Genomic DNA, 23,948 nt, shown 5'->3' on the forward strand with positions numbered 1-23,948 from the left:
TCAGATCGCGCAAGTCGGACTGAGTTCCCTTCAAGTGATCTACTATTACGCAAAGTTATTTAGCAGCACATGAATAGGTATTGCTGCAATCAAAAGTACAGGGTAAGACTGTACTTTAGTACATCTGGTATTAATAAATTAAAAGAATTATGGTTAGAGCATAAGAGTGAGGGAATAGAGTCGAAAAAAAAGTGATCCTCCAGAAGAGGATCACACGCCAAACTTGGCCAACACCAGGGAAAAATTTTGCATATTATTGCGAACAACAGATATGTTGTCAATCGTTGACCATGCTCAGTGAAACCAATTAAGAATTTAGATACACTCCATTTACTTTGAAAAGTAGCAAAAAAATTTCACACTCAACAGTTTCACCATGAAATAATATCCATCTAAATATTCACATTTCATAGAAATCTCGTCTTTTGATACACATACCTCACTGCAAGGTAACATCTACGTGTTCAGCCAAAAGCATTCCGTTTAATCCCCGTAACAACATGATCTTAGCCTATGATATAGATTATAAAGAATTTTATTCAGCAATGGAGAAAATACATGCCAAATGTTTTCTGTAACAATACTGAAATCAACGTTTCAATCAGAAACTATTTAGAAAAAGAATTAGGCGAATATAACCGCATCAGTTTTGCTTATGCGATAATGAACAAAAAAGATCCGGCTGAGTTTGCAGTAATATTAAATAAGACAGCGTGGTTTTCATTCTATACTCAACATAATTATCAATTTATCGATCCTGTCCTCATGACTGCATCATCGCGGATCACACCATTTTCTTGGCATGAAAGCATAGCAATGAATAAAGATGCAAAAAAATAGTATTTTCCAGATGGCGAAGCACTATAACATAGTTGATGGGTATATCTTTTTACTTCACGATCATTGTGACCATCTTGCTGTCCTATCGATCATCATGGATAAGCACCATGACAATAACATGGAAAACACCATAACGGATTATAAGAATGACATCCAAATGTTGTTATTGACAACGCATGATAAATTTATGGGTTTTTATCATAAAGAAAATAACGTGGAAAGCGTCAATACGCCGCCATCAAGAAAGGCCCTCTCAAAGAGAGAAAATGAAATAATATATTGTGCAAGCATTGGGAAATCATATCAAGAAATCGCTATTATTCTTGCAATAAAACTCACTACAGTAAAATACCATATGGGTAATGCCGTAAAAAAATTGGGCGTTAATAATGCCAAGCACGCGATAAGACGAGGCGTTGAGTTAAATCTCATTAGACCTATTTCGCCCTCTCACAATAGCTACCCCCTTCATAATTCGGGTTTTAAGAGGGCATCAAGTGGGTGACAAGCTGTTTGGAACCGTGTTGAACAAGATTTAGGCGGCTCGGAGGATGCCCTCGGGGATGGGCCCCATCAATGCCAGGCATATTGTAATACACACCGCCAGACGCAACTCAAAGCAACGTACCATAAATCGTGAGTGCAGCCACCACCATCACCACAGAGACTTTTTTCGCGAGTATTACCGCAGCGCGCGGCGCATCAATAGGGTCGGTGCGAGATTCGCGAACCAGAGAAAATTGTGCCAGTTGCGTAACAACCCAATAGGGAGAATGGTGCAAATCGCCCAACGATGCCAGCCAGGCAGGAAGCGCTTTTTCACCATGACCTAACAGAGCATAGGAGATCCCCGCCAAACGTGCCGGGATCCAATCCAGCCAACGCAACAAGGCATCAACGCCCGATTGTGCACGGGCCAATGGCGTATGATGCCGCGCCAGACAGGTTTGACGAGCGCGTAAAATGGCATAACCAACCAGCGCTATCAGTCCGTATGGCCCAGCGACCACAAACCAGAACAGCGGCGCCAGATAAAAGCGAAAGTTGAGCCACAGCAATGCATTCTGCAATTCACTCAGTTTTTCGCGCTCGGTGGCATCCAGCGGTAAACCATGAATCAAAGCCAGCTCTTCTGCCAGCGCTTGCATTGCATCCTGTTCACCGCGTTGTGCTGCGCCAAGGTAATTCTGGTAATGCTGCCGCACCTCGCCGGCACCAATGCACAACAGTACGATAGCAATCCAGAGCAACAACCCCACCAGCCCAAATAATACCCCCTTCGCCAGCCACAGCAACGCAGCAGTTGCAGCCATCCCAAACAAGGCTAACAGCAATGTCTGCAATAAAGAGGGGGCTGAGAGCCGGCGAAAAATCATTTCCAGATGGGCGTCTATCTGCCAGCGATCGTTTTTTTTAAACAAACGCTCCCACGTCAGGGCCAGTAGCAAGGTAAACAGGGTCATGAGCACTCATTCCTCTTATCGTCAATTTCCGGCACCTGGATCAATTGGTGATAGTGCTGCCAGTCAAAGGCCGGACCGGGATCAGTTTTACGCTGAGGGGCTATATCACTGTGCCCGGTAATGCACTGTGGCGTAATAGGATAATGGTCCAACAACAACCGGGTAACACAGGCCAGCTGTTGGTATTGCTCCTAAGTAAAAGGTAGCGTATCGGTGCCTTCCAGTTCGATACCAATGGAAAAATCGTTACACCACTCACGGCCGGCAAACTGAGACACTCCGGCATGCCAGGCGCGTTTATCAAAAGGGACATATTGCACAATGCCGCCATCACGGCGAATCAGGCAATGTGCCGACACCCGTAAATGGCTGATGTCCTGAAAATAAGGGTGAGCCTGGGGATCGAGCGTCGCCGTGAACAGTTGGTCGATATAGGGGCCGCCAAACTCTCCTGGCGGTAAGCTGATATTGTGTATCACCAGCAATGAAGGAAGCTCTGCGTCCGGGCGCGCATCACAATGGGGAGAAGGCACCCTTTTTACGCCTGTCAACCAACCCGCTTCCAACTGCATACCACATGCTCCCCAAGAAATGGTGTCATGCCATTATTACTCACCTTTGGTTATTTTCCTAGCAAGGACAGCCTTAAAATAACCATTAACTCATTAAAATATAATAATTTTATTAAAACCTATTTATTTTCTGCGATATCGATTCCAGATTTTAAAAGAATCATGCAACCCGAGCTATTCTTTACGAGTCGACCTTCCAGTTATCCATTTCTGCGCTCGTCCTCCTCCCTTGCCTCTTCTACCTTTATGCCAAACCTGCTGACTGAAAAGGATGATGATGAACACAGAACGCGGATTCACCCTGGTTGAGTTGATGATCGTTATCGCGATTGTTGCCATTCTCGCCTCCATTGGAGTCCCCGCTTATCAGCGATACCTGCAAAAGGCTGCCATGACAGACATGCTGCAATCGCTGGCACCGTATCAAACTGCGGTCAACTTATGCGCGTTAGAAAACAGCAGCGTTACGCCTTGTAATGCAGGAAGCCAAGGTATTCCTGTTGCGAGAGGCTCACGCTATGTCAGCAATCTCAGCGTAACACAAGGCGTCATCAGTTTGACGGGGCAGTCTGCCTTGCAAGGATTGCACGTGACCTTAATACCCTATTAGGATAGCGGCAGCAGTTCCGTCATTTGGCGCCGACATTGTCAGGCAGCCTCGCAGGCCGAGAGTTTGATAGTCGCTTGCGAGCGGGTATTTCGTTTCGATGATGTCTCGGAGTAAACATGCGCACATACGCCCCGTTGGATCAAGAGATCAAGCAGCTGTGCCAACGCTATCAGGCACAGCTGCTGACAGTGGATGAACAATCCGTCACTATCGCCGTCACGGGTGATGTGGCTCCTGCATTGCTGACAGCGCTAAAATTTGCCAGTAATCGCCGTATCGTGGTGGAACGCTGGTCACAAGCGAAGCTGGAGCAGGCTTTCCACCCACTACCGCAGGCGGCAGAAAGCGACGCGGTGTTCAGCGTCACACCCACCACCGAGCCAGCAGACGAAGAGACGTCCGTTATCCACTATGTCAATCAAACGCTGGCACAGGCCTTCCAGCGACGGGCTTCGGATATCCATTTTGAACCTATGGCGGATAACTATCGTGTTCGCATGCGTATTGATGGCGTGCTGCATATCTGCTCATCCCCCCCATTGGGCTGGGCGGCACGCCTTACCGCACGACTGAAAATCATGGGGCAGTTGGATATTGCAGAGCGCCGTCTGCCGCAAGACGGTCAGTTCTCGTTTGCGCTCAATGCACAGTCGCTCTCGCTGCGTATTGCCACACTGCCCGTACTGGAAGGTGAAAAAATCGTACTGCGCGTATTATAAACCTACCGACAGATGCTCACTCTCGATAGCCTGGGCTTATCGCCGACGGCATACACTTGCCTGACACAGGCGTTACAGCAGCCGCAGGGTATGATCCTGGTGACCGGACCCACGGGAAGCGGCAAAACCGTGACGCTTTATAGCGCAATATGCTGGCTCAATGAGAGTCAGCGCAACATTTGCAGTGTGGAAGATCCGGTGGAAATCCCGTTGCCGGGCATCAATCAAACCGCATTGAACCTTAAGGCCGAGCTGGATTTCAGCCGCATTTTGCGTGCCTTACTGCGTCAAGATCCTGATGTTGTCATGATCGGCGAAATACGTGATAGCGAAACGGCGGAAATTGCCGTGAAAGCGGCGCAAACCGGTCATCTGGTACTATCGACGCTGCACACCAATTCCGCGATTGAAACCCTGACCCGACTCGGCCATTTGGGCATCCCCGGCTATTTGCTCGCGGGTGCGTTGACGCTGCTCATTGCCCAGCGTCTGGTACGGCGTCTCTGTCCACACTGTAAAACACCTGCCTCTCCGCTATTAACATTTCCCGATTCGCTATGGGCAACCCCCGTCCCACACTGGGAGGCACAAGGCTGTGAACACTGCGTGAAGGGATATTATGGTAGAACCGCCCTCTACGAGCTGCTACCGCTCACCCCTGCGCTGCGACACGCATTAAGTCGAGGAGCCAGCACGCAAGACCTCACTGTACTGGCCAACGAAACGGGCTATGACACGCTATTCATATCGGCATTACGAAGGGTTTCCCAAGGGGAGACATCTGCCGCCGAAATGTATCGCGTCATTGGCACATCACCACACTCTCATTGAGACTGCGGCCATGTCACAAAAACTCTACTACTGGCTTGCTCTCACGTCGAATGGCGAGTTACAGCGCGGGGAAAGCATCGGTAATGCGCGTCAGCACGTTTATCTACGTCTGGCTCAGAAGGGATACCAGCCGTTACGTTTACGGTACCGGCAGACGCTCACGCAACGTTACTGGAAAGTAACGGCCCGTATCACCTTGTTTAAACAGGTTGCCGCATTGCTACAGGCTGGCCTGCCACTGCTGAATGCACTGCGACTGCTGCCCGAACAGCATTAACTGCCGGGATGGCGATGTCTGATTAACGCATTAGCCGATGACATTGCCGAAGGCGAATCTTTTTCCGATGTCCTGCGCCACTACCCGCAGGTGTTTCCTACGCTTTATCCCACCCTGGTCGCCGTTGGGGAGATGACCGGTAAACTGGATGTGTGTTGCCAACAGTTGGCGACGCAGCAAGAGCAGCAGCTTCAACTGCAAAAGAAAGTGAAACAAGCGCTGCGCTATCCTGGTTTTGTTCTGGGCGTTAGCGTTACGGTGAGTATCATCATGCTGATATGGGTATTACCCGAATTTACCAGCTTGTATGAGGCATTCGAGACACCGCTACCGCCACTGACTCAGCGCGTTCTGGCACTTGCAGATGTGGTTGCCCATCACGCGCTGCTGCTACTTACGCTACCGGTGAGCATCGTACTGGGGTATCCGGTGTGCCGCGCCCGCTCCATAGCCCTTCGACGACAGGAAGAACGTTTTTTGCTAAAGATCCCACTACTCGGCACACTGATGCGAGGAGAGACATTAAGCTATCTTTTCACGCTGCTCGCCTTGACACAACGCGCTGGGCTGACACTGCCTGCCTGACAGCCGCTGCCACCCTCCACTATGTTGCCTATCAGGAAGCGCTAAGCCCGATTCTGCGGAATATAGAGCAGGGGGACTCGCTGCAACAGGCAATGACACCTTACAGCAGGTTATTGCCACCCCCTTGTGCGCAACTGATTCGCGTAGGAGAAAAAACCGGTGCGCTGGACAACATGTTTAACCAGTTAGCGCAATGGCACCAACAGCAGACAGCACAGCGCGCGGAAACGCTAACCCACACGTTGGAGACACTGCTGATCGTGCTGGTTGGTGGCATAATTTGTACGTTGGTGATCGCCATGTATCTGCCCATCTTCCAATTCGGGAATCTGATGGCGAATGCGTAATCGCTTCGCCATCTTCGTGCAGTCTGTACCGCGCGTGCTGGCGCTAGGCGTTGCCGTTGTAGATACGGTTTTCCTGCTCTGCCACACGAATAAACGTGGTGCGCTTGGTGAGTTCTTTCAGGCGAGAAGCACCAACATATGTGCATGCCGAACGCAAACCGCCCAGAATATCACGTACGGTATTATCAACCGGACCGCGCAGCGGCAGCTTGACCGTTTTCCCTTCTGCGGCGCGATACTCTGCGATACCGCCGGAATGGCGCTCCATCGCAGAGGCAGAACTCATGCCATAAAACAGCATCAATTTCTCGCCATTCTCTTCCACCACCCGGCCTTCACACTCATCGTGGCCCGCCAGCATGCCGCCGAGCATCACAAAATCTGCGCCACCGCCAAAGGCTTTCGCCACGTCGCCTGGCATCGAGCAGCCACCGTCACTGACGATCTGTCCGCCCAAGCCGTGTGCGGCATCCGCACACTCGATCACAGCAGAGAGTTGCGGATAACCCACACCGGTTTTCACTCGCGTGGTACACACTGAACCTGGTCCGATCCCCACCTTGACGATATCCGCGCCATAGAGAATCAGCTCTTCCACCATTTCGCCCGTCACGACGTTCCCAGCGCAAATGACCTTATCCGGCCAGGCTTCACGCGCTTTTTGCAGGAAATTAACGAAGTGCTCGGAATAGCCGTTGGCAACGTCGATACAGATAAATTTGAGTTCAGCCGACAGCGCCAGGATCTGTTTCACCTTGACGAAATCCGCCTCCGAGGTACCGGTGGACACCATCACATGGCGTAATACCGTTTCAGGAGCTTCTTTGACGAACTGCGCCCACTGCTCCACGCTGTAGTGCTTATGTACCGCAGTCAGCACGTCAAATTCCGCCAGCGCACGCGCCATACGAAAGGTGCCTACGGTATCCATATTGGCTGCAATCACCGGTACACCAGACCAGGTGCTCTGAGAATGAAGGAAGGTGAATTGGCGTTCCAATTCAACATCAGAACGACTTTTCAAGGTAGAACGCTTGGGGCGAATAAGGACATCTTTGAAACCGAGCTTCAGATCTTCTTCAATACGCATGACGGTTATCTTCCTGGTTATAGCGGCGAGTATGCCAGCAATGCGGCCACGTAAAGTACAAAGGGAGAAGGCCATTCCCAGTTACCTCATCATACGCAGTAATAATGCAACAACAAGACTGCGAATTTCCCTTTATTTGGGCTAGAATCCCATAAATTTACCTGCTCATTTTCACACAAGGCGTTATGACATATATCGTAGCCTTAACAGGTGGCATCGGCAGCGGCAAAAGTTCGGTCGCCAATGCCTTCGCCACCTTCGGGATCCCGGTTGTCGATGCCGATGTCATCGCACGTCAGGTGGTTGAGCCCGGTACGCCAGCGTTATCGGCTATTCAGGCGCATTTTGGTAACGATATGTTGAATAGCGATGGCACCTTGAATCGTGCCATGCTCCGCCAGCGCATCTTTTCCTCAACAGAGGATAAAACGTGGCTAAATGCCTTATTGCACCCCTTGATTCATGCAGAAACACGGCGACAATGGCAACAGGCCAAAGGCCCCTATGTGCTGTGGGTGGTGCCGCTGTTGGTAGAGAATGGGCTGCAATCCCTGGCGCAGCGCGTGGCGGTCGTTGATGTGGAAAGAGACACGCAATTAGAACGCCTGCTTGCTCGCGACAAGGTAAATCGCCAGCAGGCTGAGAACATACTCGCTGCACAGGCAACGCGTGAACAGCGGTTGGCCTGTGCGGATGACATTATTGATAACAACGGTCGCCCCGGGGCGTGGATGGAGCAGGTCGCCGCGTTACATCAACGCTACCTCGCCCTTGCCGCCGACAACGACCGACAGGACAAGTAACAATGAGCGATGCCCTTTCCACCGTGTTATTTGAATACCCACTCAATGAAAAGACGCGTACCTGGCTACGTTTGGAAACGCTGCTGCAACAGTTGCATGAAAATCACAGTTGGGCAGATATGGGTAGTGCGCTTGCCTTCTTCCGTGCCGTGGTCGATTTGCTCGACGTACTAGAACGCGGAGACATTCGTACTGAACAGCTCAAAGAGCTGGAGCGTCAGCAACAAAAGCTGCTGCAATGGAGCGATGTACCCGGCGTCGATCATGACCGTATCCATGCACTACGCCAGCGTTTGAAGCAACTCGCAGCCGTTCTGATGTCCGCCCCGCGCATGGGGCAATTCTTGCGCGAAGACAAGTTAATTGGCATGGTACGGCAGCGCCTGAGCATTCCGGGCGGTTGTTGCAGTTTTGATGTGCCAACCCTGCATCTGTGGCTGCATCAGCCACAGATGCAAAAGCAACAAGTGATCGATGCCTGGCTACACTCGCTGTCACCGCTAAAAAACTCGCTCGACCAGGTGCTGGAGCTGATTCGCCACTCGGGTACTTTTCGGGCACAAACCAGTTTGAACGGATTCTTTCAAGATAATGCGGTAGATGCCGACCTGATTCGTTTGCAATTGGCTATCGAGCATCAGCTCTACCCTCAGGTATCAGGCCATAAATCACGCTTTGCGATTCGCTTTTTACCATTAGACAGCGAAAATGGTCAGGTCCCTGCGCGCCTGTCCTTTGAATTAGCCTGTTGTTAACCGATATTGCTGTAGGAAAAAACATGGATAACGAAACCTTCACTGTTAGTTGCCCCCACCTGCAAAAGGTCGGTGGAGTGGGGAGAAAATAGCCCTTATCGCCCTTTTTGCAGCAAACGCTGCCAGCTTATCGATCTCGGAGAATGGGCAGATGAAGAAAAGCGCATCCCGAACAATGAAGATATTTCGGACAGCGACGAATGGAGCGAAGAACCTCGCCATTAACGCCTTACGATTAATCAGCGGGGTTGTTGCACCGATTTAGCAATGCGTTTCCTTCAGCCAGCGGATCATCTCGGCGTTGGCGGGAGGAAATTCATCTTCCAGCAGCGACGCGACATCCAGCCAGCGAGAAGGCTGCCCTTCACGCCCATAGGGTTCACCCTGCCAGCGTTCAACCATAAAGAAGTGCAGCGTAATAATGCGCTCATCGCTTTCCACGGTTTTGCTGTTCAGCGCTTTCGGCGCCAGCGCTTCAATCCCTGTTTCTTCACGCAGTTCACGAATCAACGCCTGTTCAGCGGTTTCGCCCGGTTCCACTTTTCCGCCAGGAAACTCCCACATTTCCCCCATGTGTACGCCCTGAGGGCGACGGGCGATAAAAAACTCGCGTTGCGCATTACGAATAATGCCTACCGCAACGTTCAGGTGTTTACGCACGACTTACTCCTTCAGATTCCAGCCAAATAAAAGGCGGTCATTGACCGCCAGTAGGGTTGCTGACAACCCACATTCCACCTGTCATTCCCGCGCAGACGGGAATCTCCCACAGGCTAAACGCGTTCATCCTGCCAGAGGTTCCCGACCTACGCCGAGGACGACAAGGATGTTGATCCTCATTGTTATTAGTGCTGCAAACGGCCATGACACTGCTTGTACTTTTTACCAGAACCGCACGGGCACGGATCGTTGCGACCAATCTTGCGATCGCCCTGCCCGGCAGCCGCTGCCGCTGCGCTGATCTGATCGTCGCTCTGGTGGCTCAGCTGTTGCTGACGCGCCAGGCGTTCCGCCTCTTCGCGACGCTGTTGCTCCAGCGCTTCAACTTCTTCCGGCATTCTGACCTGCACCTTACTCAGCGTGCTGATCACTTCATATTTCAAGGACTCCAGCATGTTGGCAAACATGGAAAAGGATTCGCGCTTGAACTCTTGCTTCGGATCTTTCTGCGCGTAGCCGCGCAGGTGGATACCCTGACGCAGATAATCCATCGCCGCCAGATGCTCTTTCCACAGAGAATCCAGCGTTTGCAGCATCACGCCCTTCTCGAAGTTGCGCATCACATCGACACCGACCACTTCTTCTTTGCGCTGATAGACATCGACGGCTTGTTGCAGGATACGCTCACGCAGGGTCTCTTCATGCAGCGTATGCTCTTCATCCAACCAAGCTGAAATCGGCAAATCGAGGTCGAAATCGTTTTTCAGGCGCTGCTCCAGCCCTTCGATATCCCACTGCTCTTCCAGCGACTGCGGCGGAATGTGGTTATCAATCGCCAGTTTAAACACGTCTTCACGGATGCTGTTGATGGTTTCGCTGATATCCACCACGTCCAGCAATTCATTACGCTGGGTGTAAATGGCGCGACGCTGATCGTTAGCCACATCATCATATTCCAGCAACTGCTTACGAATATCAAAGTTGCGGCTTTCCACCTTGCGCTGGGCATTGGCGATCGCTTTAGTCACCCACGGGTGCTCAATGGCTTCACCCAGTTTCATTCCCAGTTTACGCATCATGTTGGAGACGCGATCCGAAGCAAAAATACGCATCAGCGCATCTTCCATCGACAGGTAAAAACGGGAGGAACCCGCATCCCCCTGACGACCAGAACGGCCACGTAACTGGTTATCGATACGACGTGATTCATGACGTTCCGTACCGATAATGTGCAAACCACCGGCAGCCAATACCGCATCGTGACGTACTTGCCATGCGGCTTTAGCTTCGGCAATCGCGGCCTCATCCGGATCGTCCAGCAGCGCCAAATCGGCCTGCAAGCTGCCGCCCAGCACGATATCGGTACCACGACCTGCCATGTTGGTGGCGATAGTCACTGCACTTGCATGACCGGCCTGCGCAACGATATCCGCTTCCTTGGCGTGGAATTTGGCGTTCAGGACGTTGTGCTTGATGCCTGCTTTGGTCAGCGCTTCTGACACCACTTCCGATTTTTCGATGGAGATAGTCCCCACCAACACCGGCTGGCCCTTCACGCTACGCTCTTTAATATCTTCGATGATCGCGTCGATCTTTTCCTGTTCAGTCATATAGACCAGATCGGGTAAATCTTTACGGATCATCGGGCGGTTGGTCGGTATCACAATGGTATCGAGCTTATAAATGGAGCTGAATTCGAACGCTTCGGTATCTGCCGTACCGGTCATCCCGGCCAGCTTTTCGTACAGGCGGAAGTAGTTCTGGAAGGTGATCGACGCCAGCGTCTGGTTTTCGTTCTGGATCTTCACGTTCTCTTTGGCTTCCACCGCTTGGTGCAAACCATCAGACCAGCGACGCCCCTGCATGGTACGACCGGTGTGCTCATCCACGATGATCACTTCGCTGTCTTTTACGATGTAGTCAACATCACGGGTAAACAGCACGTGGGCGCGCAGCGCTGCGGTAACGTGGTGCATCAGCATGATATTGATTGGAGAATACAGCGACTCTCCATCATCCATGATGCCTTGTTTCACCAGCAGTTCTTCCACCAGCACCAGGCCGCGCTCGGTCAGGTTCACCTGACGCGCTTTTTCATCCACCGAGAAGTGCCCTTCACCGTGGAAGGTATCGGAGTCTTCTTTTTCCTGACGAATCAGGTGCGGAATGATTTTGTTAACGCGAATATAGAGATCGGAACTGTCTTCCGCCGGACCGGAAATGATCAGCGGGGTACGCGCTTCATCGATCAGGATGGAGTCCACTTCATCCACCAACGCATAATAAAGCTTACGCTGCACGCGCTCTTCGGGGCTGAATGCCATGTTGTCGCGCAGATAGTCAAAGCCGTACTCGTTGTTGGTACCGTAAGTGATATCGGCTGCATAGGCTTCACGTTTGGCTGGTGCAGGCATGCCCGGCAGGTTGATGCCAACCGTCAAGCCCAGGTATTCAAACAGCGGGCGGTTATTCTCGGCGTCACGCTGTGCCAGGTAGTAGTTCACTGTCACCACGTGCACACCGCGGCCGGTCAGGGCATTAAGGTAGGCAGGCAACGTTGCAGTCAGAGTCTTACCTTCACCGGTACGCATTTCTGCGATGCAGCGTTCATTCAGTACCATGCCGCCCACCAACTGGACGTCAAAATGGCGCATACCAAACACACGCTTACTGGCTTCACGCACCACCGCAAATGCCTCAGGCAGTAACGCTTCAAGGGTTTCACCTTTTTCAAGACGCGCTCGGAATTCAGCGGTTTTTGCCTTCAGTTCATCATCAGACAGCGCTTCGATGGCCGGTTCCATTCGGTTGATCACATCAACCACTTTACGCATACGGCGCAGCGTACGATCGTTACGGCTGCCAAAAACTTTAGTCAGGATACTGGTTAACATAATGATTTTATTCTCACGTAGGCCGCTGTTTCAGCGACGATACGATAGCTACTCATAATTCCTTTCATCGCAATCCGGGGATCGGCGAGAAGAAGCGGTATTCGCGTTTGCATACAGAACATTGACATTGTCCATGTTCATCGTTATACGCCAGGAAAGCGCGAGTGAAACGGCGTATCAGGCAAAGAGTGCTGGCCCAGCGCGGATGCCACGGACTTGAGACAACCACAGCCCGATACGGTGAGGAGAAGCGGCAAAAACCAGGGTGCCGCGCGGTAAGGGGTGTAAGACCGAGGGGGTTTCCGGCAGCGTCAACAGCGCATTGAGCGTATCCAGAATCACCAGCGGGTGAGCACTCAACGCCGCCTCGGCCTCCGGCAATGCGTGCGTCTGAGGCACCGTTAACGCAAACGAGAGATGGCGAATAACCGTGCGAATGGCATGTTGATGCCAATAATCGATACCAAATGACGTGCGGCGATGCACCTCTTTCAAACTGGCCAGTTCGGTCAGACTGAAAGCGACGGGATTCTGGCAGCTGATACTGGCCGTCGCGTTTGACGCAGAAGCATGCTCGTTGGTTTCGTTAAGGCTGGTCGGCAGACCAAGGCTGGCCGCAACCATCCCCAACAGGAGATGTGGCCAAAAATAACGTCTGCCAAATTGTCGCCAACGATTTAGAATACCCATGACGAGTTTATTTGCCCACCGGAGCCTGATGCCTATGCGTGATAGCCGCCCCCAATCACTGGAGTCCCTGTTCGATAGCGTGTCAGGGGGAAATAAAGGCCCCTTGCACGATGTCCAACAGCGCGCTATCGCCTTGTTAAAACTTAATCGGGCCGTGAAAGGCTTATTGCCTTCTCAACTGCACCCGTGGTGTCGCGTCGCGAATTACCGACAAGGCCACCTGATTCTGGAAACTGCCAATGCAAGCTGGTTAATGCGGTTACGTTATGATCAGCCTTCGTTACTCTCAGCATTGCGCGCTCAGATATTACCATCATTGGCATCGATCGACATCAGGATTAATCCCGCGCTGGCCGCAAAAGGGGATGAAACTGTATCGGGAAAGAATAATTTGAGCGCAGAAAACAAAACTTCAGATACGCCGCCCCGTCAACTGAGCGAACAAAGTGCCGATACGCTCCGGCATTTAGCCAGCCACAGTCCGGAAAAACTGAGGAAAATATTAGAAAGGCTGGCTTCACTCGCCGGAGAGGGTACGAGTAAAACCAGCCAACAGAAAAAATAACCTGTCACATTCGCCTGAACGACGACACTAACGCCCGATGTCGGTTACGCCAGCACCGTAGAAGGCGCTTTGAACGCCAATGGTACTTCGCGCTCGTTTTCAAATGTGACGTATTCCCACGCTTCCTGCTTAGCCAACACCGCCTGCAACAATTTGTTGTTGAGCGCGTGACCAGATTTGAACGCAGAGAACGCACCGATGATGTTATAACCACACATGAACAGGTCACCGATAGCATCCAGCATTTTATGACGCACAAACTCATCTTCAAAACGCAGGCCATCTTCGTTCAGCACACGATAATCGTCTACCACGATAGCACAATCCATACTGCCGCCCAGGCACAGGCCACGGGATTGCAGGTATTCGATATCGCGCATAAAGCCGAAAGTACGCGCACGGCTGATCTGGCGAATAAACGCATCAGCTGAGAAATCCAGGCAATAGCGCTGTGAGCCGGCATCAATGGCTGGGTGGTTAAAATCGATAGTGAAATCAAGGCTGAAACCGTTATACGGGGTCAGTTCTGCCCATTTATCACCGTCTTCAACCCGCACAGGCTGTTTGATGCGAACAAACTTTTTGGCGCAGCTCAGCTCTTCAATACCGGCATCAAGCAGCAGGTAGACGAACGGGCTGGCACTGCCATCCATAATTGGAATTTCCGGGGCATCAACATCAATCACGATGTTATCGATACCCAACCCCGCCAAGGCGGCGTTCAGGTGTTCCACCGTTGAAATACGCACGTCATGCTCGTTTACCAGGCAAGTACAGAGCATGGTATCACGCACGGATTTGGCATCAGCCGGAAAATCAACCGGTGGATTCAAGTCAGTGCGGCGATAGATGACCCCGGTATTCGCCGGTGCAGGTCGCATCGTCAGCGTGACTTTCTTGCCGGTATGCAAACCGACGCCCGTCGCCTGTACGATACGCTTTAATGTACGTTGTTTGATCATCGTATTATCTCGCAATGTTACTGAATCAACCGTCCTAGCTTACACCAGGATCGGCGGGACAGTTTAGCACAAAGAGCGGAGATTCCAATCACAAGGCGGAGGTTAGTCCGCTTGTTTACGCAAAAATGCGGGAATATCCAAATAGTCAGGCTCTTTGTTGGTTTGTACCGTTTGGTCATTAACCACCTTGGCCGCCGGTTTTTCATGCGTCAGCGGCGTCATACCGTGCTGCTGATAACGGTGATCCATAACCGGCTGGCTGGCTTGTTTGTTGGTCACCAGCGTAATTTCCGGGCGCTTGTCCATGCCGATACCGGTCGCCACCACGGTGACGCGCAGTTCGTCGTTCATGTCCGGATCCAACGAGGTACCAATCACCACGGTGGCATTGTCAGAGGCGAACGCACGAATGGTGTTACCCACGGTTTCGAACTCATCCAGACGCAGGTCAAAGCCCGCCGTGATGTTAACCAACACGCCGCGCGCGCCAGACAGGTCGATATCCTCCAGCAGCGGGCTGGAAATCGCCATTTCAGCCGCTTCTTCGGAACGGTCTTCACCGCGTGCCACGCCGGAGCCCATCATGGCATAACCCATTTCTGACATCACGGTACGCACGTCCGCAAAGTCCACGTTCATCAGGCCAGGACGGGTAATCAGTTCGGCAATACCTTGGACAGCGCCTTTCAGTACATCGTTCGCTGCACCGAACGCATCCAGCAAAGAAATACCGCGACCCAGCACTTTCAGCAGTTTGTCGTTAGGGATGGTGATCAGAGAATCCACATGCTTGGACAGCTCGGCAATCCCCTGCTCGGCAAACACCATGCGTTTTTTGCCTTCGAAGTTGAAGGGCTTGGTCACAACCGCAACCGTCAGGATACCGAGATCCTTTGCCACTTCAGCCACCACAGGTGCTGCACCGGTGCCGGTACCGCCGCCCATACCGGCAGCGATGAACACCATGTCCGCACCATCAAGCGCAGCGCGCAGCGCTTCACGGTCTTCTTCCGCCGAGTTACGACCCACTTCCGGGTTGGCACCTGCGCCCAGCCCTTTGGTGATACCGCTACCAATCTGAATAGTCTGACCCACCGCAGTCTTGCGCAGTGCCTGCGCATCGGTATTCACTGCGAAGAATTCTACACCTTCGATGCGCTCGCGCACCATATGTTCGACTGCGTTACCGCCGCCACCGCCGACGCCGATGACTTTAATCACCGCGTCGTTGGTTAACTCCATTGGTTCAAACATAATTTCTCTCCGTTTTTTGCCTGTACCGCGAGACCGTCAAGTGTGCCACACGGTCTCTGATAAACATTAAAATTCCTTTCTCAGCCAGCTACTGATGCGTTTAAACCAATTGCCCACTGAGCCACGTTTTTCTACTTCGTGCTCACCGCCCAGGTGAGACTCTTTGCCGTAATGCAGCAGCCCGACCGCCGTTGAGTAGAAGAGCTCCTGCGCATAATCCGTTAAGCCTGTTATATTCAGTGGCTGACCGATACGCACCTGCGTGTGGAATACGCGCTTAGCGCAATCAACCAGCCCGTCGATCTGAGCGGCACCGCCCGTCAGCACAATGCCAGCGGCCAAATGGTGCTTCACGCCCTGCTGACGGAGTTGCTCCTGCAATTGCAAAATTTCATCGTTCACCAAATTGAGCAATTCGGTGTAACGCGGTTCAATCACTTCAGCCAGCGTCTGTCGTTGCAGACTGCGTGGCGGCCGACCGCCAACGCTCGGTACTTCAAGATTTTCGTCTTTGCTGACAATCGCGCCTAATGCACAACCGTGGCGTACCTTGATGGCTTCCGCATCCGTGGGCGGCGTGCCAAACGCATAAGCAATGTCGCTGGTCACCACATTGCCCGCGTAAGGTATCACTTTGGTGTGGCGCAGCGCACCGCCGGTATAGACCGCGATATCCATGGTGCCACCACCGATATCCACCACGCAAACGCCCAACTCACGCTCATCTTCCGTCAGCACGGCGTAGCTGGAAGCCAGGCCAGCGAAAATCAGTTGATCCACTTTCAAACCGCAGCGCTCTACGGCTTTGACAATGTTTTTCGCCATATCGTTATGGCAGGTGATCAAATGCACCTTTGCCTGCATGCGCACGCCGGAAAGCCCAATCGGGTTCTTGATCCCTTCCTGGTAATCAATGGCGTACTCTTGCGGAATCACATGCAAAATACGGTGTTCATCGCGCACGCGCACAGATTTCGCCGTGTGCACCACGCTCTCGACGTCATCCTGCGTCACTTCTTCTTCGGAAATCGGCACGATACCGATTTCATTCTGGCAACTGATGTGCTTGCCCGACAGCGCCAGATAGACGGAAGAAATTTGACAATCCGCCATCAGTTCGGCCTGGTCGATGGTCCGCTGTACGCATTTTACAACGGACTCCAAATCGTTAACGCCGCCTTTATCCATCCCGCGTGACGGACAACTGCCCACGCCGATGATATTGACCATGCCATCGGGCAAAACTTCCCCTACCAGTGCAGCCACTTTTGCTGTACCGATTTCCAGCCCAACTACCAGTTTTCTGTCCGTCGACTTGATCATTGTTGTTTAGCCTGTGCCTGATTCTGTTGCTGATTACCGTTCTGTTTTTGATCAACGTCTTTTCGCTGAGCATTTCCCTGCTACTGATCCAGCAGAGGCGGTGCCCATCCTACCGCGGCACCGGTGTCGTAACGTAAGTCCACGTAGCTAAAACGTTTGTTGTCGTTCTGTGCCTGCCGCTGCAACAGCGGGTAAAGCTCAAGAAAACGTTCCAAACGCCGGGCCCGTTCATCTCGCCCCAATTCCAGACGGATGTCATCTTCCAGCCCCAACTGCCACGAATGCCGTGCACTCATCGCCACCATTTTTAATGTCAGCTTACTGCTCGCCAACACCTGATTCATGGTGCGGTAGCCTTCCAGCACATCGTTTTCACTGCCTTCTGGCCCGTACAGCAACGGCATTTTGCGATCACCGACCCGTTCGGCGGGCACGCTGAAGGAATTTCCTTCTGCATCCACCATCAGTTGGTCATTCCACCGCGCTACGGGCACATATTCAACCAGGTGAATCTTTAATTCGTCAGGCCACTGCTTACGCACGCTGGCCTGTTTGATCCACGGCAGACGTTCAATCTGCTGTTGGATAACATCCACATCCTGCGTCGTAAAGGTACCCGGCGCGCCCAGCGACAATATCGCCTGGCGAATATCATCATGGGTGGTGTAGTGCCGCTCACCGGTAACCACCAAACGAGAAAGCGGTAACCGGCTGGCATCCTTCATCCACTGCAACACCATCCAGCCGCCCCACAGGATGGTGCCCAGCACCATCAGCAGGAACAACAATCCAGCCAACTGCCCACCGTTACTGCGACGCCCGCCTTTTGGCTCTTCGTCGCGTCCGCGCAAATTCCGCGCCGCCTGCGACATATCAAACAGCCGAGGCCAGGATCTGCGCGACGAGCTGCGAGAAGCTCATCCCGTGCTGCCTGGCGGCCATCGGCACCAGGCTGTGATCCGTCATACCAGGCGAGGTATTCACCTCCAACAGGTAAAACGCCCCGTCCGCATCCAGCATCAGGTCAACGCGTCCCCAGCCGCGACATCCCAATGCCGCAAAGGCCGCTTGCGCCAGTGCACCGATGGCCTGCTCCTGCTCTGCCAGCAGCCCACAGGGACAAAAATACTGCGTCTCGTCAGAGAGGTACTTCGCATCATAATCGTAAAACGCGCCCGCCGCCTGAATACTAATCGAGGGCAGAACCGTCTCGCCTAACAGCGCCACCGTATACTCCGGCCCACTCAGCCACTTCTCAACCAGCAAATCGTCGTCATGTTGAAACGCAGAGCCCAGCGCCGACGCCATCACCCCGCTGCCGGTGTAAGGCAACTGCAAAAACTCCAATACGCCTTGCAGCGTGCCGTCTTCACCGCCGCGACCGTGCAGGGCGATAAACACTTTGTCAAACCCGGCCTCTTTCAGGCGAGTGACCGGAAAATCGCGCGGGTCAACGGCTTCGGCATCAACTCCAGCCTCTTTTAGCCCGGCAACCACCGCCTGCCCGGAACGCAGTGACACATCACGCTCCGGCGATGTTCCTCCCAGCAGCACTGCCACTTTTTCCGCCATACTCACTCCGTAACCAGAGGTTGTAAGCGGGTATCCGCCAGTTTACGCGCCAGCTTGCCCACATTGCCCGCGCCTTGAATCAGCACCAGATCGCCATCGTGTAACGTCGGCGCCAGCAGCGTAGCCAGCATATCCGGATCGGTAACCAGAATCGGATCGACCTTGCCGCGTCCACGAATGGTACGGCACAGCGAGCGACTATCAGCACCGGGAATGGGGCTTTCTCCCGCCGAGTACACATCCAGCATCAGCAACACATCCACTTGCGACAGCACGTGGGCAAAATCGTCATACAGATCGCGCGTACGCGTGTAGCGGTGCGGCTGAAACACCATCACCACGCGTTTATCCGGCCAACCGGCACGAGCGGCTTTGATCGTCGCATCCACTTCTGTCGGATGGTGGCCGTAGTCATCCACCAACATCACACTGCCTGCGCTGCCATTTACCGCATCCAGCAGGAATTCCCCCAGAAAATCGAAACGACGCCCGGTTCCCTGAAAACTGGACAGTGCGCGCAAGATTGTCGCGTCATCAATGCCCTCTTCCGTCGCCACAGCAACCGCTGCTGCCGCGTTCAACGCGTTATGGCGGCCCGGTGCATTCAGCGTGACCTGCAACAGCGGCTTACCCTGACGCGCCAGCGTAAAGTGCCCCTGCGCACCGGACTGACGGTACTCTGCCACGCGCACATCGGCGTCGTCGCTAAAACCGTAGGTGGTTATATGACGCCCCACGCGCGGCAGCAATTCACGGATCACCGCATCGTCTACGCACATCACCGCACGGCCATAAAACGGCAGATTGTGCAAAAAGTTGATGAACGTCTGCTTTAAATTTTCAAAATTGCCCTGATAGGTATCCATATGATCTGCTTCGATATTGGTGACAATCGCCACCATCGGTTGCAGATGCAGGAAGGACGCATCGCTTTCGTCCGCTTCCGCAATCAGGTAACGACTGGAGCCCAAGCGCGCATGAACACCCGCTGCTTTCACCAACCCGCCGTTGACAAAGGTCGGGTCCAAACCCGCCTCGGCATAAATACTGGCGACCATCGCGGTGGTCGTGGTTTTGCCGTGGGTTCCGGCAATCGCGATACCGTGGCGAAAACGCATTAATTCGGCCAGCATTTCGGCGCGGCTGATCACCGGAATACGCGCCTCGTGGGCCGCAACGATTTCCGGGTTATCAGCGCTGATGGCGCTCGATACCACCACCACGCTGGCATCTTTCACGTTCTCAGGGCGATGATGAAAATAGATCTGCGCCCCCAGCGCTGCCAACTGCTGCGTCACCGTGTTCGGTGCCAGATCAGAGCCGCTGATGTGGTATCCTTCGTTCGCTAACACTTCGGCAATACCGCCCATGCCAGCACCACCGATGCCGACAAAATGGATGTGCCGCACGCAATGCATTTCGGGCACGATGGAACGCAGTTTTGCCAATTGCTGTGTATTCACTTTTTCTACCGCTACCTTTTCACTTGTACTTCATTCATTTGTCATGGGGAGACGACCAGCACCCATGCATTCTATTCTGTCAGCCGTACCTTACCGCGCGACAGCGGCCACTTCGGCGGCCACGCGTTCAGTTGCATCCGGCATCGCGACGGAACGGGCACGCTGTGCCATATCGCGCAACGTGGCGCGATCCCAACCGGACAGCACATCGCTCACTGCATCAACACTCAGTGCCGACTGCTCGATAATTTTGGCCGCACCCGCTTGCTCCAGCGGCAACGCATTCCAATATTGCTGCCGGTCTTTATGCTGAAAGGGCACAAACAGCGCAGACAAACCGGCGGCGGCAATCTCACTGACGGTAAGCGCACCTGAGCGGCACACCACCACGTCGGCCCAACTGTAGGCTTGCGCCATGTCATCAATAAATTCGGTGACTTTATGCTGCGGCACACCTGCCGCTGCATAAGCCTGCTGTACCTCAGCCAACGCGCCTTTGCCCGTCTGATGCCAGACAGTAACGTTAGCACCCAGTCGCGCGGCCACGTCCGGCAACGTGCGGTTTAGCACCCTGGCCCCTTGGCTTCCGCCCACCACCAGCACACGGATCGGGCCTTCACGCCCGGCCAAACGTTCGTCAGGTGCAGGCAACGCCAACACATCGGTATGAACCGGGTTGCCCACCACGTCAGCGCTAGGAAACGCACCAGGAAAAGCCTGTAATACCTTGCGCGCAATGCGCGACAGCCAGCGGTTGGTTAACCCCGCAATGCCGTTTTGCTCATGCAGCACCACCGGGATACCGCACAACCACGCGGCGAGACCGCCCGGTCCGGACACATAGCCGCCCATGCCCAGCACCACGTCCGGTTGGTAGCGTTTCATGATCGCTTGCGCCTGACGCACCGCGCGATAAATCCGCAATGGCGCACACAGTTGCGCCGCAATGCCTTTGCCGCGCAAACCAGAAATATGAATAAAATCAATCTCAATGCCGTTTTTTGGCACCAAATCGGCTTCCATGCGATCGGCAGTTCCCAGCCAACGAACCTGCCAACCTTGCGCCATCAAATGATGTGCGACCGCAAGCCCCGGGAAGACATGTCCTCCGGTGCCGCCAGCCATCACCATCAAGCGCTTACCTTCGCCACTCATTTGGCACTCCTCGTGAACGCCTGCTCCTTGGTCAGGCGTGTCTCAAAATCGATCCGCAACAGCAACACAATGGCGGTCGACATGATGATCAAACTCGAGCCACCGTAACTGATTAACGGCAGCGTCAGCCCTTTGGTGGGTAACATTCCCGCAGCAGCGCCTACGTTTACCAGCGTTTGGAAACTAAACCAGATGCCGATAGAACATGCCAAAAAGCCGGAAAATCGCTGATCGATCTCCAACGCGCGCTTGCCGATGGACATGGCCCGAAAAGCGATGAAGAATATCATTAACAACGCCAAAACCACACCGATATAGCCGAGCTCTTCGCCTAAAATGGAAAAAATAAAGTCGGTGTGCGCTTCCGGTAAATACTCCAGTTTCTGCACCGAGTTTCCTAATCCTTGCCCCCACAGCTCGCCGCGGCCAAATGCCATCAGCGACTGGGTTAACTGGTAGCCACTGCCAAACGGATCTTCCCACGGATTCCAGAACGACGTCACGCGGCGCATACGGTAAGGTTCCGCCACAATCAGCAAACCGACGGCAAACATACCGCAGCCAATGATGGCGAGAAACTGCCACAGCTTGGCACCAGCCAAAAACAGCATCGCCAGCATGGTGATAAACAGCACAACCACCGTTCCCAGATCGGGCTGCGCCAGCAGTAGAACGGCCAGTACCACCATCACGCCCATCGGTTTGCAAAAGCCCCAGAAGTTGTTACGAACTTCCTCTACCTTGCGCACCATGTAGCTGGAGAGGTAGCAAAACAGCGCCAGCTTCGACAACTCCGCAGGCTGCACGCGCAGTGGCCCCAGCACAATCCAGCGTGAAGCACCATTTACCGAACTGCCGACCACCAGCACCACCAGCAGCATCACCAGTGTGAGCAGCAGTAATATCGGGCTGTAACGCTGCCAGACTTCCATCGGCACGCGCATGGTGATCAACGCCAACGCAAATGCCAGACCAAGGTAGAACGCGTCACGCTTGGCAAAAAAGAACGGGTCGCTGGTCAGGCGCTGCCCCACGGGCATGGATGCCGAGGTCACCATCACGAACCCGATGACGGCCAGCCCGAACGTCAGCCAGAGCAGGGTGCGGTCATACATCACGATGCTCTGCACATCGCTTTCCCGCGTCCCCATGACCCAGCCTTTCAGTCGTTCAATCACTGGCAGCCCAATAAAACGCATCAGCCAAGTTCCTCCGCCAATCGGGCGAACTCATCGCCGCGCTGTTCGAAGCTCTTGAACTGATCGAGGCTGGCACACGCCGGAGACAGCAGTACCAGATCGCCCGGTTCGACGCGCGTGGCAATCACGCGCAGAGTTTGCTCCATCGTCTCGGTTTGCTCTGCTATCTCTGGGCGCAAGGCCGCCAGTTGGGCACCATCACGCCCGAAGCAATACAGGCGAATATTGTCACCCTGGACATAACGCAGCAGCGGCGAAAAATCGGCCGACTTACCGTCGCCGCCTAACAGCAAGTGCAGCGTGCCTTTAACCTGTAATCCGTTCAGCGCCGCTTCGGTGCTGCCAACGTTGGTTGCCTTGGAATCGTTAATCCAGCGCACTCCGTTACGCTGCCACACGCACTGGAAACGGTGCGGCAAACCAGTAAAGGTGGTGAGTGCCGTTAACGCGGGCGCGCGAGGAATTCCCACCGCATCCGCCAATGCCAGCGCCGCCAGCGCATTGGTGTGGTTATGTTGCCCCACCAGGGAAATCTCTTTGGTATTCAAAACGCGCTCGCCTTTCACACGCAGCCAGGTTTCGCCCTGCTGGGTGTTGAGGTGATAGTCGCCCACATCCACGCCAAAGCTGATGTAGCGCGCGTCAGCGCCTTTGATCGGCATGGTTAGCGCGTCATCGGCGTTCACCACACACACCTGCGCATGGTCATAGATGCGTAACTTGGCAGCACGATACTGTTGGATACCAAACGGATAGCGGTTGGTATGATCTTCCGTGACGTTGAGAATGGTGGCAGCGGCGGCACGCAGGCTGGACGTGGTTTCCAACTGGAAGCTCGACAACTCCAGCACGTACAGTTGGCACGGCTGTTTCAGCAGCGTCAGTGCCGGCAGGCCAATATTTCCGCCGACACCGACCGACCAACCGGCTGCCTTAGCCATTTCACCGACCAGCGTAGTGACCGTACTTTTACCGTTGGAGCCAGTAATCGCCACAATTGGTGCCTGCGCTTCACGGCAAAACAACTCGATATCGCCCACAATCTCTACGCCTGCGGCGGCGGCATCGGCCAGCGCGGGTGTTGCCAGTGCAATACCGGGGCTGGCGACGATCAGGTCAGCCGCTAACAGCCTGTCTTCATTTAACGAACCAAGGTGGCGATCAACCTCGGTAGGCAACTTATCCAAACCAGGCGGACTAACACGGGTATCCACCACGCGCGGCGTCACACCGCGCGTCAGGAAGAAATCAACGCAGTAAAGCCCGGTGATCCCCAGGCCAATAATGACAACGTTTTTACCCTGATAGTCCATCATAGT

The 23,948-nt window shown here is 53.6% G+C and carries 22 protein-coding genes and 4 pseudogenes; 11 read left to right on the top strand and 15 right to left on the bottom strand.

Annotation, left to right across the window (positions count from 1 at the left end):
• Positions 1–558 precede the first annotated feature (558 nt).
• Together CS369_RS24670 and CS369_RS24675 are read left to right on the top strand one after the other, a co-directional pair.
• A complete protein-coding gene (locus CS369_RS24670) occupies positions 559–840 on the top strand; it encodes an autoinducer binding domain-containing protein (protein WP_280514809.1) in 282 nt (93 codons plus the stop codon).
• The gene (locus tag CS369_RS24675) at positions 827–1,345 is read left to right on the top strand and encodes a helix-turn-helix transcriptional regulator (protein WP_280514810.1); all 519 of its coding nucleotides are present in this window, start codon (positions 827–829) and stop codon (positions 1,343–1,345) included. The genes CS369_RS24670 and CS369_RS24675 overlap by 14 nt, the downstream gene beginning before the upstream one ends.
• 109 nt (positions 1,346–1,454) lie before the next feature.
• On the opposite strand, the gene ampE is transcribed toward CS369_RS24675, so the two are convergent.
• Positions 1,455–2,303, bottom strand: a complete 849-nt coding sequence (gene ampE, locus CS369_RS15790) for a beta-lactamase regulator AmpE (RefSeq protein ID WP_196907851.1) — start codon at positions 2,301–2,303, stop codon at positions 1,455–1,457.
• Positions 2,300–2,875, bottom strand: a pseudogene (gene ampD, locus CS369_RS15795) (1,6-anhydro-N-acetylmuramyl-L-alanine amidase AmpD). Before ampD ends, ampE begins: the two are co-directional and overlap by 4 nt.
• Before the next feature lie 277 nt (positions 2,876–3,152).
• On the opposite strand from ampD, the pseudogene ppdD reads away from it, so the two are divergent.
• From ppdD to CS369_RS23915, 5 genes and pseudogenes are all read left to right on the top strand, one after another.
• Positions 3,153–3,599 (top strand): annotated as a pseudogene (ppdD, locus tag CS369_RS15800) (prepilin peptidase-dependent pilin).
• Between the two features lie 2 nt (positions 3,600–3,601).
• Positions 3,602–5,035: pseudogene (gene gspE, locus CS369_RS15805) on the top strand (type II secretion system protein GspE).
• Positions 5,036–5,045: 10 nt separating this feature from the next.
• Positions 5,046–5,312, top strand: a complete 267-nt coding sequence (locus CS369_RS23905) for a hypothetical protein (RefSeq protein WP_244665052.1) — start codon at positions 5,046–5,048, stop codon at positions 5,310–5,312.
• Between the two features lie 42 nt (positions 5,313–5,354).
• Positions 5,355–5,897, top strand: a complete 543-nt coding sequence (locus tag CS369_RS23910; RefSeq protein ID WP_244665054.1) for a type II secretion system F family protein — start codon at positions 5,355–5,357, stop codon at positions 5,895–5,897.
• Positions 5,898–5,950: 53 nt separating this feature from the next.
• Positions 5,951–6,244 carry a type II secretion system F family protein gene (locus tag CS369_RS23915; protein WP_374191072.1) on the top strand — a complete coding sequence of 98 codons (294 nt, stop codon included), beginning with the start codon at positions 5,951–5,953 and terminating at the stop codon, positions 6,242–6,244.
• 43 nt (positions 6,245–6,287) lie between these two features.
• On the opposite strand, the gene CS369_RS15815 is transcribed toward CS369_RS23915, so the two are convergent.
• Positions 6,288–7,334, bottom strand: a complete 1,047-nt coding sequence (locus CS369_RS15815; RefSeq protein ID WP_196907852.1) for a GMP reductase — start codon at positions 7,332–7,334, stop codon at positions 6,288–6,290.
• 185 nt (positions 7,335–7,519) lie between these two features.
• On the opposite strand from CS369_RS15815, the gene coaE reads away from it, so the two are divergent.
• From coaE to yacG, 3 genes are read left to right on the top strand one after another with little or no spacing between them, the layout of a single operon-like run.
• Entirely contained in the window at positions 7,520–8,137 is a 618-nt protein-coding gene (gene coaE / locus CS369_RS15820; RefSeq protein WP_196907853.1) for a dephospho-CoA kinase, read from the top strand.
• Between the two features lie 2 nt (positions 8,138–8,139).
• The gene (gene zapD, locus CS369_RS15825; protein WP_196907854.1) at positions 8,140–8,892 is read left to right on the top strand and encodes a cell division protein ZapD; all 753 of its coding nucleotides are present in this window, start codon (positions 8,140–8,142) and stop codon (positions 8,890–8,892) included.
• 42 nt (positions 8,893–8,934) lie between these two features.
• Entirely contained in the window at positions 8,935–9,117 is a 183-nt protein-coding gene (gene yacG, locus CS369_RS15830; protein ID WP_374191073.1) for a DNA gyrase inhibitor YacG, read from the top strand.
• A gap of 36 nt (positions 9,118–9,153) precedes the next feature.
• Here yacG and mutT read toward each other — a convergent pair whose 3' ends face one another.
• The 3 genes from mutT to secM all read right to left on the bottom strand — a co-directional run bounded on the left by mutT (position 9,154) and on the right by secM (position 13,136).
• The gene (gene mutT, locus CS369_RS15835; protein ID WP_196907855.1) at positions 9,154–9,552 is read right to left on the bottom strand and encodes an 8-oxo-dGTP diphosphatase MutT; all 399 of its coding nucleotides are present in this window, start codon (positions 9,550–9,552) and stop codon (positions 9,154–9,156) included.
• Positions 9,553–9,737: 185 nt separating this feature from the next.
• The gene (gene secA, locus CS369_RS15840) at positions 9,738–12,446 is read right to left on the bottom strand and encodes a preprotein translocase subunit SecA (RefSeq protein ID WP_196907856.1); all 2,709 of its coding nucleotides are present in this window, start codon (positions 12,444–12,446) and stop codon (positions 9,738–9,740) included.
• 177 nt (positions 12,447–12,623) lie between these two features.
• Positions 12,624–13,136 carry a secA translation cis-regulator SecM gene (gene secM / locus CS369_RS15845; protein ID WP_196907857.1) on the bottom strand — a complete coding sequence of 171 codons (513 nt, stop codon included), beginning with the start codon at positions 13,134–13,136 and terminating at the stop codon, positions 12,624–12,626.
• Positions 13,137–13,170: 34 nt separating this feature from the next.
• Here secM and CS369_RS15850 point away from each other — a divergent pair, with 34 nt between their 5' ends.
• A complete protein-coding gene (locus CS369_RS15850) occupies positions 13,171–13,701 on the top strand; it encodes a DUF721 domain-containing protein (RefSeq protein WP_196907881.1) in 531 nt (176 codons plus the stop codon).
• Between the two features lie 44 nt (positions 13,702–13,745).
• Here CS369_RS15850 and lpxC read toward each other — a convergent pair whose 3' ends face one another.
• The 9 genes and pseudogenes from lpxC to murD all read right to left on the bottom strand — a co-directional run bounded on the left by lpxC (position 13,746) and on the right by murD (position 23,945).
• Positions 13,746–14,663, bottom strand: coding sequence for a UDP-3-O-acyl-N-acetylglucosamine deacetylase (gene lpxC, locus CS369_RS15855; protein WP_196907858.1), 918 nt, complete (start codon positions 14,661–14,663; stop codon positions 13,746–13,748).
• A gap of 102 nt (positions 14,664–14,765) precedes the next feature.
• Positions 14,766–15,917: a cell division protein FtsZ gene (gene ftsZ, locus CS369_RS15860; protein ID WP_196907859.1), complete on the bottom strand. Its 1,152-nt coding sequence runs from the start codon at positions 15,915–15,917 to the stop codon at positions 14,766–14,768.
• Between the two features lie 66 nt (positions 15,918–15,983).
• Positions 15,984–17,240, bottom strand: coding sequence for a cell division protein FtsA (gene ftsA, locus CS369_RS15865; protein WP_196907860.1), 1,257 nt, complete (start codon positions 17,238–17,240; stop codon positions 15,984–15,986).
• A pseudogene (ftsQ, locus tag CS369_RS15870) lies at positions 17,237–18,112 on the bottom strand (cell division protein FtsQ). Before ftsQ ends, ftsA begins: the two are co-directional and overlap by 4 nt.
• Position 18,113: 1 nt before the next feature.
• Positions 18,114–18,812: a D-alanine--D-alanine ligase gene (locus CS369_RS15875; RefSeq protein ID WP_196907862.1), complete on the bottom strand. Its 699-nt coding sequence runs from the start codon at positions 18,810–18,812 to the stop codon at positions 18,114–18,116.
• A gap of 2 nt (positions 18,813–18,814) precedes the next feature.
• A complete protein-coding gene (murC, locus tag CS369_RS15880; RefSeq protein ID WP_196907863.1) occupies positions 18,815–20,275 on the bottom strand; it encodes a UDP-N-acetylmuramate--L-alanine ligase in 1,461 nt (486 codons plus the stop codon).
• Positions 20,276–20,365: 90 nt separating this feature from the next.
• The gene (gene murG / locus CS369_RS15885; RefSeq protein WP_196907864.1) at positions 20,366–21,430 is read right to left on the bottom strand and encodes an undecaprenyldiphospho-muramoylpentapeptide beta-N-acetylglucosaminyltransferase; all 1,065 of its coding nucleotides are present in this window, start codon (positions 21,428–21,430) and stop codon (positions 20,366–20,368) included.
• The gene (gene ftsW, locus CS369_RS15890; protein ID WP_196907865.1) at positions 21,427–22,629 is read right to left on the bottom strand and encodes a cell division protein FtsW; all 1,203 of its coding nucleotides are present in this window, start codon (positions 22,627–22,629) and stop codon (positions 21,427–21,429) included. The genes murG and ftsW overlap by 4 nt, the downstream gene beginning before the upstream one ends.
• Positions 22,629–23,945, bottom strand: coding sequence for a UDP-N-acetylmuramoyl-L-alanine--D-glutamate ligase (gene murD / locus CS369_RS15895; RefSeq protein ID WP_196907866.1), 1,317 nt, complete (start codon positions 23,943–23,945; stop codon positions 22,629–22,631). The genes ftsW and murD overlap by 1 nt, the downstream gene beginning before the upstream one ends.
• Positions 23,946–23,948: the final 3 nt, after the last annotated feature.

Source organism: Candidatus Symbiopectobacterium sp. 'North America', assembly GCF_015762685.1.
In the GTDB taxonomy this organism is placed as follows: Bacteria; Pseudomonadota; Gammaproteobacteria; order Enterobacterales; family Enterobacteriaceae; genus Symbiopectobacterium.

Coding starts and splice junctions, on each gene's coding strand:
- CS369_RS15850 (WP_196907881.1), top strand. CDS start 13,171: ATGCGTGATAGCCGCCCCCAATCACTGGAGTCCCTGTTCGATAGCGTG.
- zapD (WP_196907854.1), top strand. CDS start 8,140: ATGAGCGATGCCCTTTCCACCGTGTTATTTGAATACCCACTCAATGAA.
- ampE (WP_196907851.1), bottom strand. CDS start 2,303: ATGACCCTGTTTACCTTGCTACTGGCCCTGACGTGGGAGCGTTTGTTT.
- CS369_RS24675 (WP_280514810.1), top strand. CDS start 827: ATGCAAAAAAATAGTATTTTCCAGATGGCGAAGCACTATAACATAGTT.
- murG (WP_196907864.1), bottom strand. CDS start 21,430: ATGAGTGGCGAAGGTAAGCGCTTGATGGTGATGGCTGGCGGCACCGGA.
- ftsA (WP_196907860.1), bottom strand. CDS start 17,240: ATGATCAAGTCGACGGACAGAAAACTGGTAGTTGGGCTGGAAATCGGT.
- CS369_RS23905 (WP_244665052.1), top strand. CDS start 5,046: ATGTCACAAAAACTCTACTACTGGCTTGCTCTCACGTCGAATGGCGAG.
- secA (WP_196907856.1), bottom strand. CDS start 12,446: ATGTTAACCAGTATCCTGACTAAAGTTTTTGGCAGCCGTAACGATCGT.
- ftsW (WP_196907865.1), bottom strand. CDS start 22,629: ATGCGTTTTATTGGGCTGCCAGTGATTGAACGACTGAAAGGCTGGGTC.
- lpxC (WP_196907858.1), bottom strand. CDS start 14,663: ATGATCAAACAACGTACATTAAAGCGTATCGTACAGGCGACGGGCGTC.
- secM (WP_196907857.1), bottom strand. CDS start 13,136: ATGGGTATTCTAAATCGTTGGCGACAATTTGGCAGACGTTATTTTTGG.
- CS369_RS15875 (WP_196907862.1), bottom strand. CDS start 18,812: ATGGCGGAAAAAGTGGCAGTGCTGCTGGGAGGAACATCGCCGGAGCGT.
- CS369_RS24670 (WP_280514809.1), top strand. CDS start 559: ATGCCAAATGTTTTCTGTAACAATACTGAAATCAACGTTTCAATCAGA.
- CS369_RS15815 (WP_196907852.1), bottom strand. CDS start 7,334: ATGCGTATTGAAGAAGATCTGAAGCTCGGTTTCAAAGATGTCCTTATT.
- coaE (WP_196907853.1), top strand. CDS start 7,520: ATGACATATATCGTAGCCTTAACAGGTGGCATCGGCAGCGGCAAAAGT.
- ftsZ (WP_196907859.1), bottom strand. CDS start 15,917: ATGTTTGAACCAATGGAGTTAACCAACGACGCGGTGATTAAAGTCATC.
- murD (WP_196907866.1), bottom strand. CDS start 23,945: ATGATGGACTATCAGGGTAAAAACGTTGTCATTATTGGCCTGGGGATC.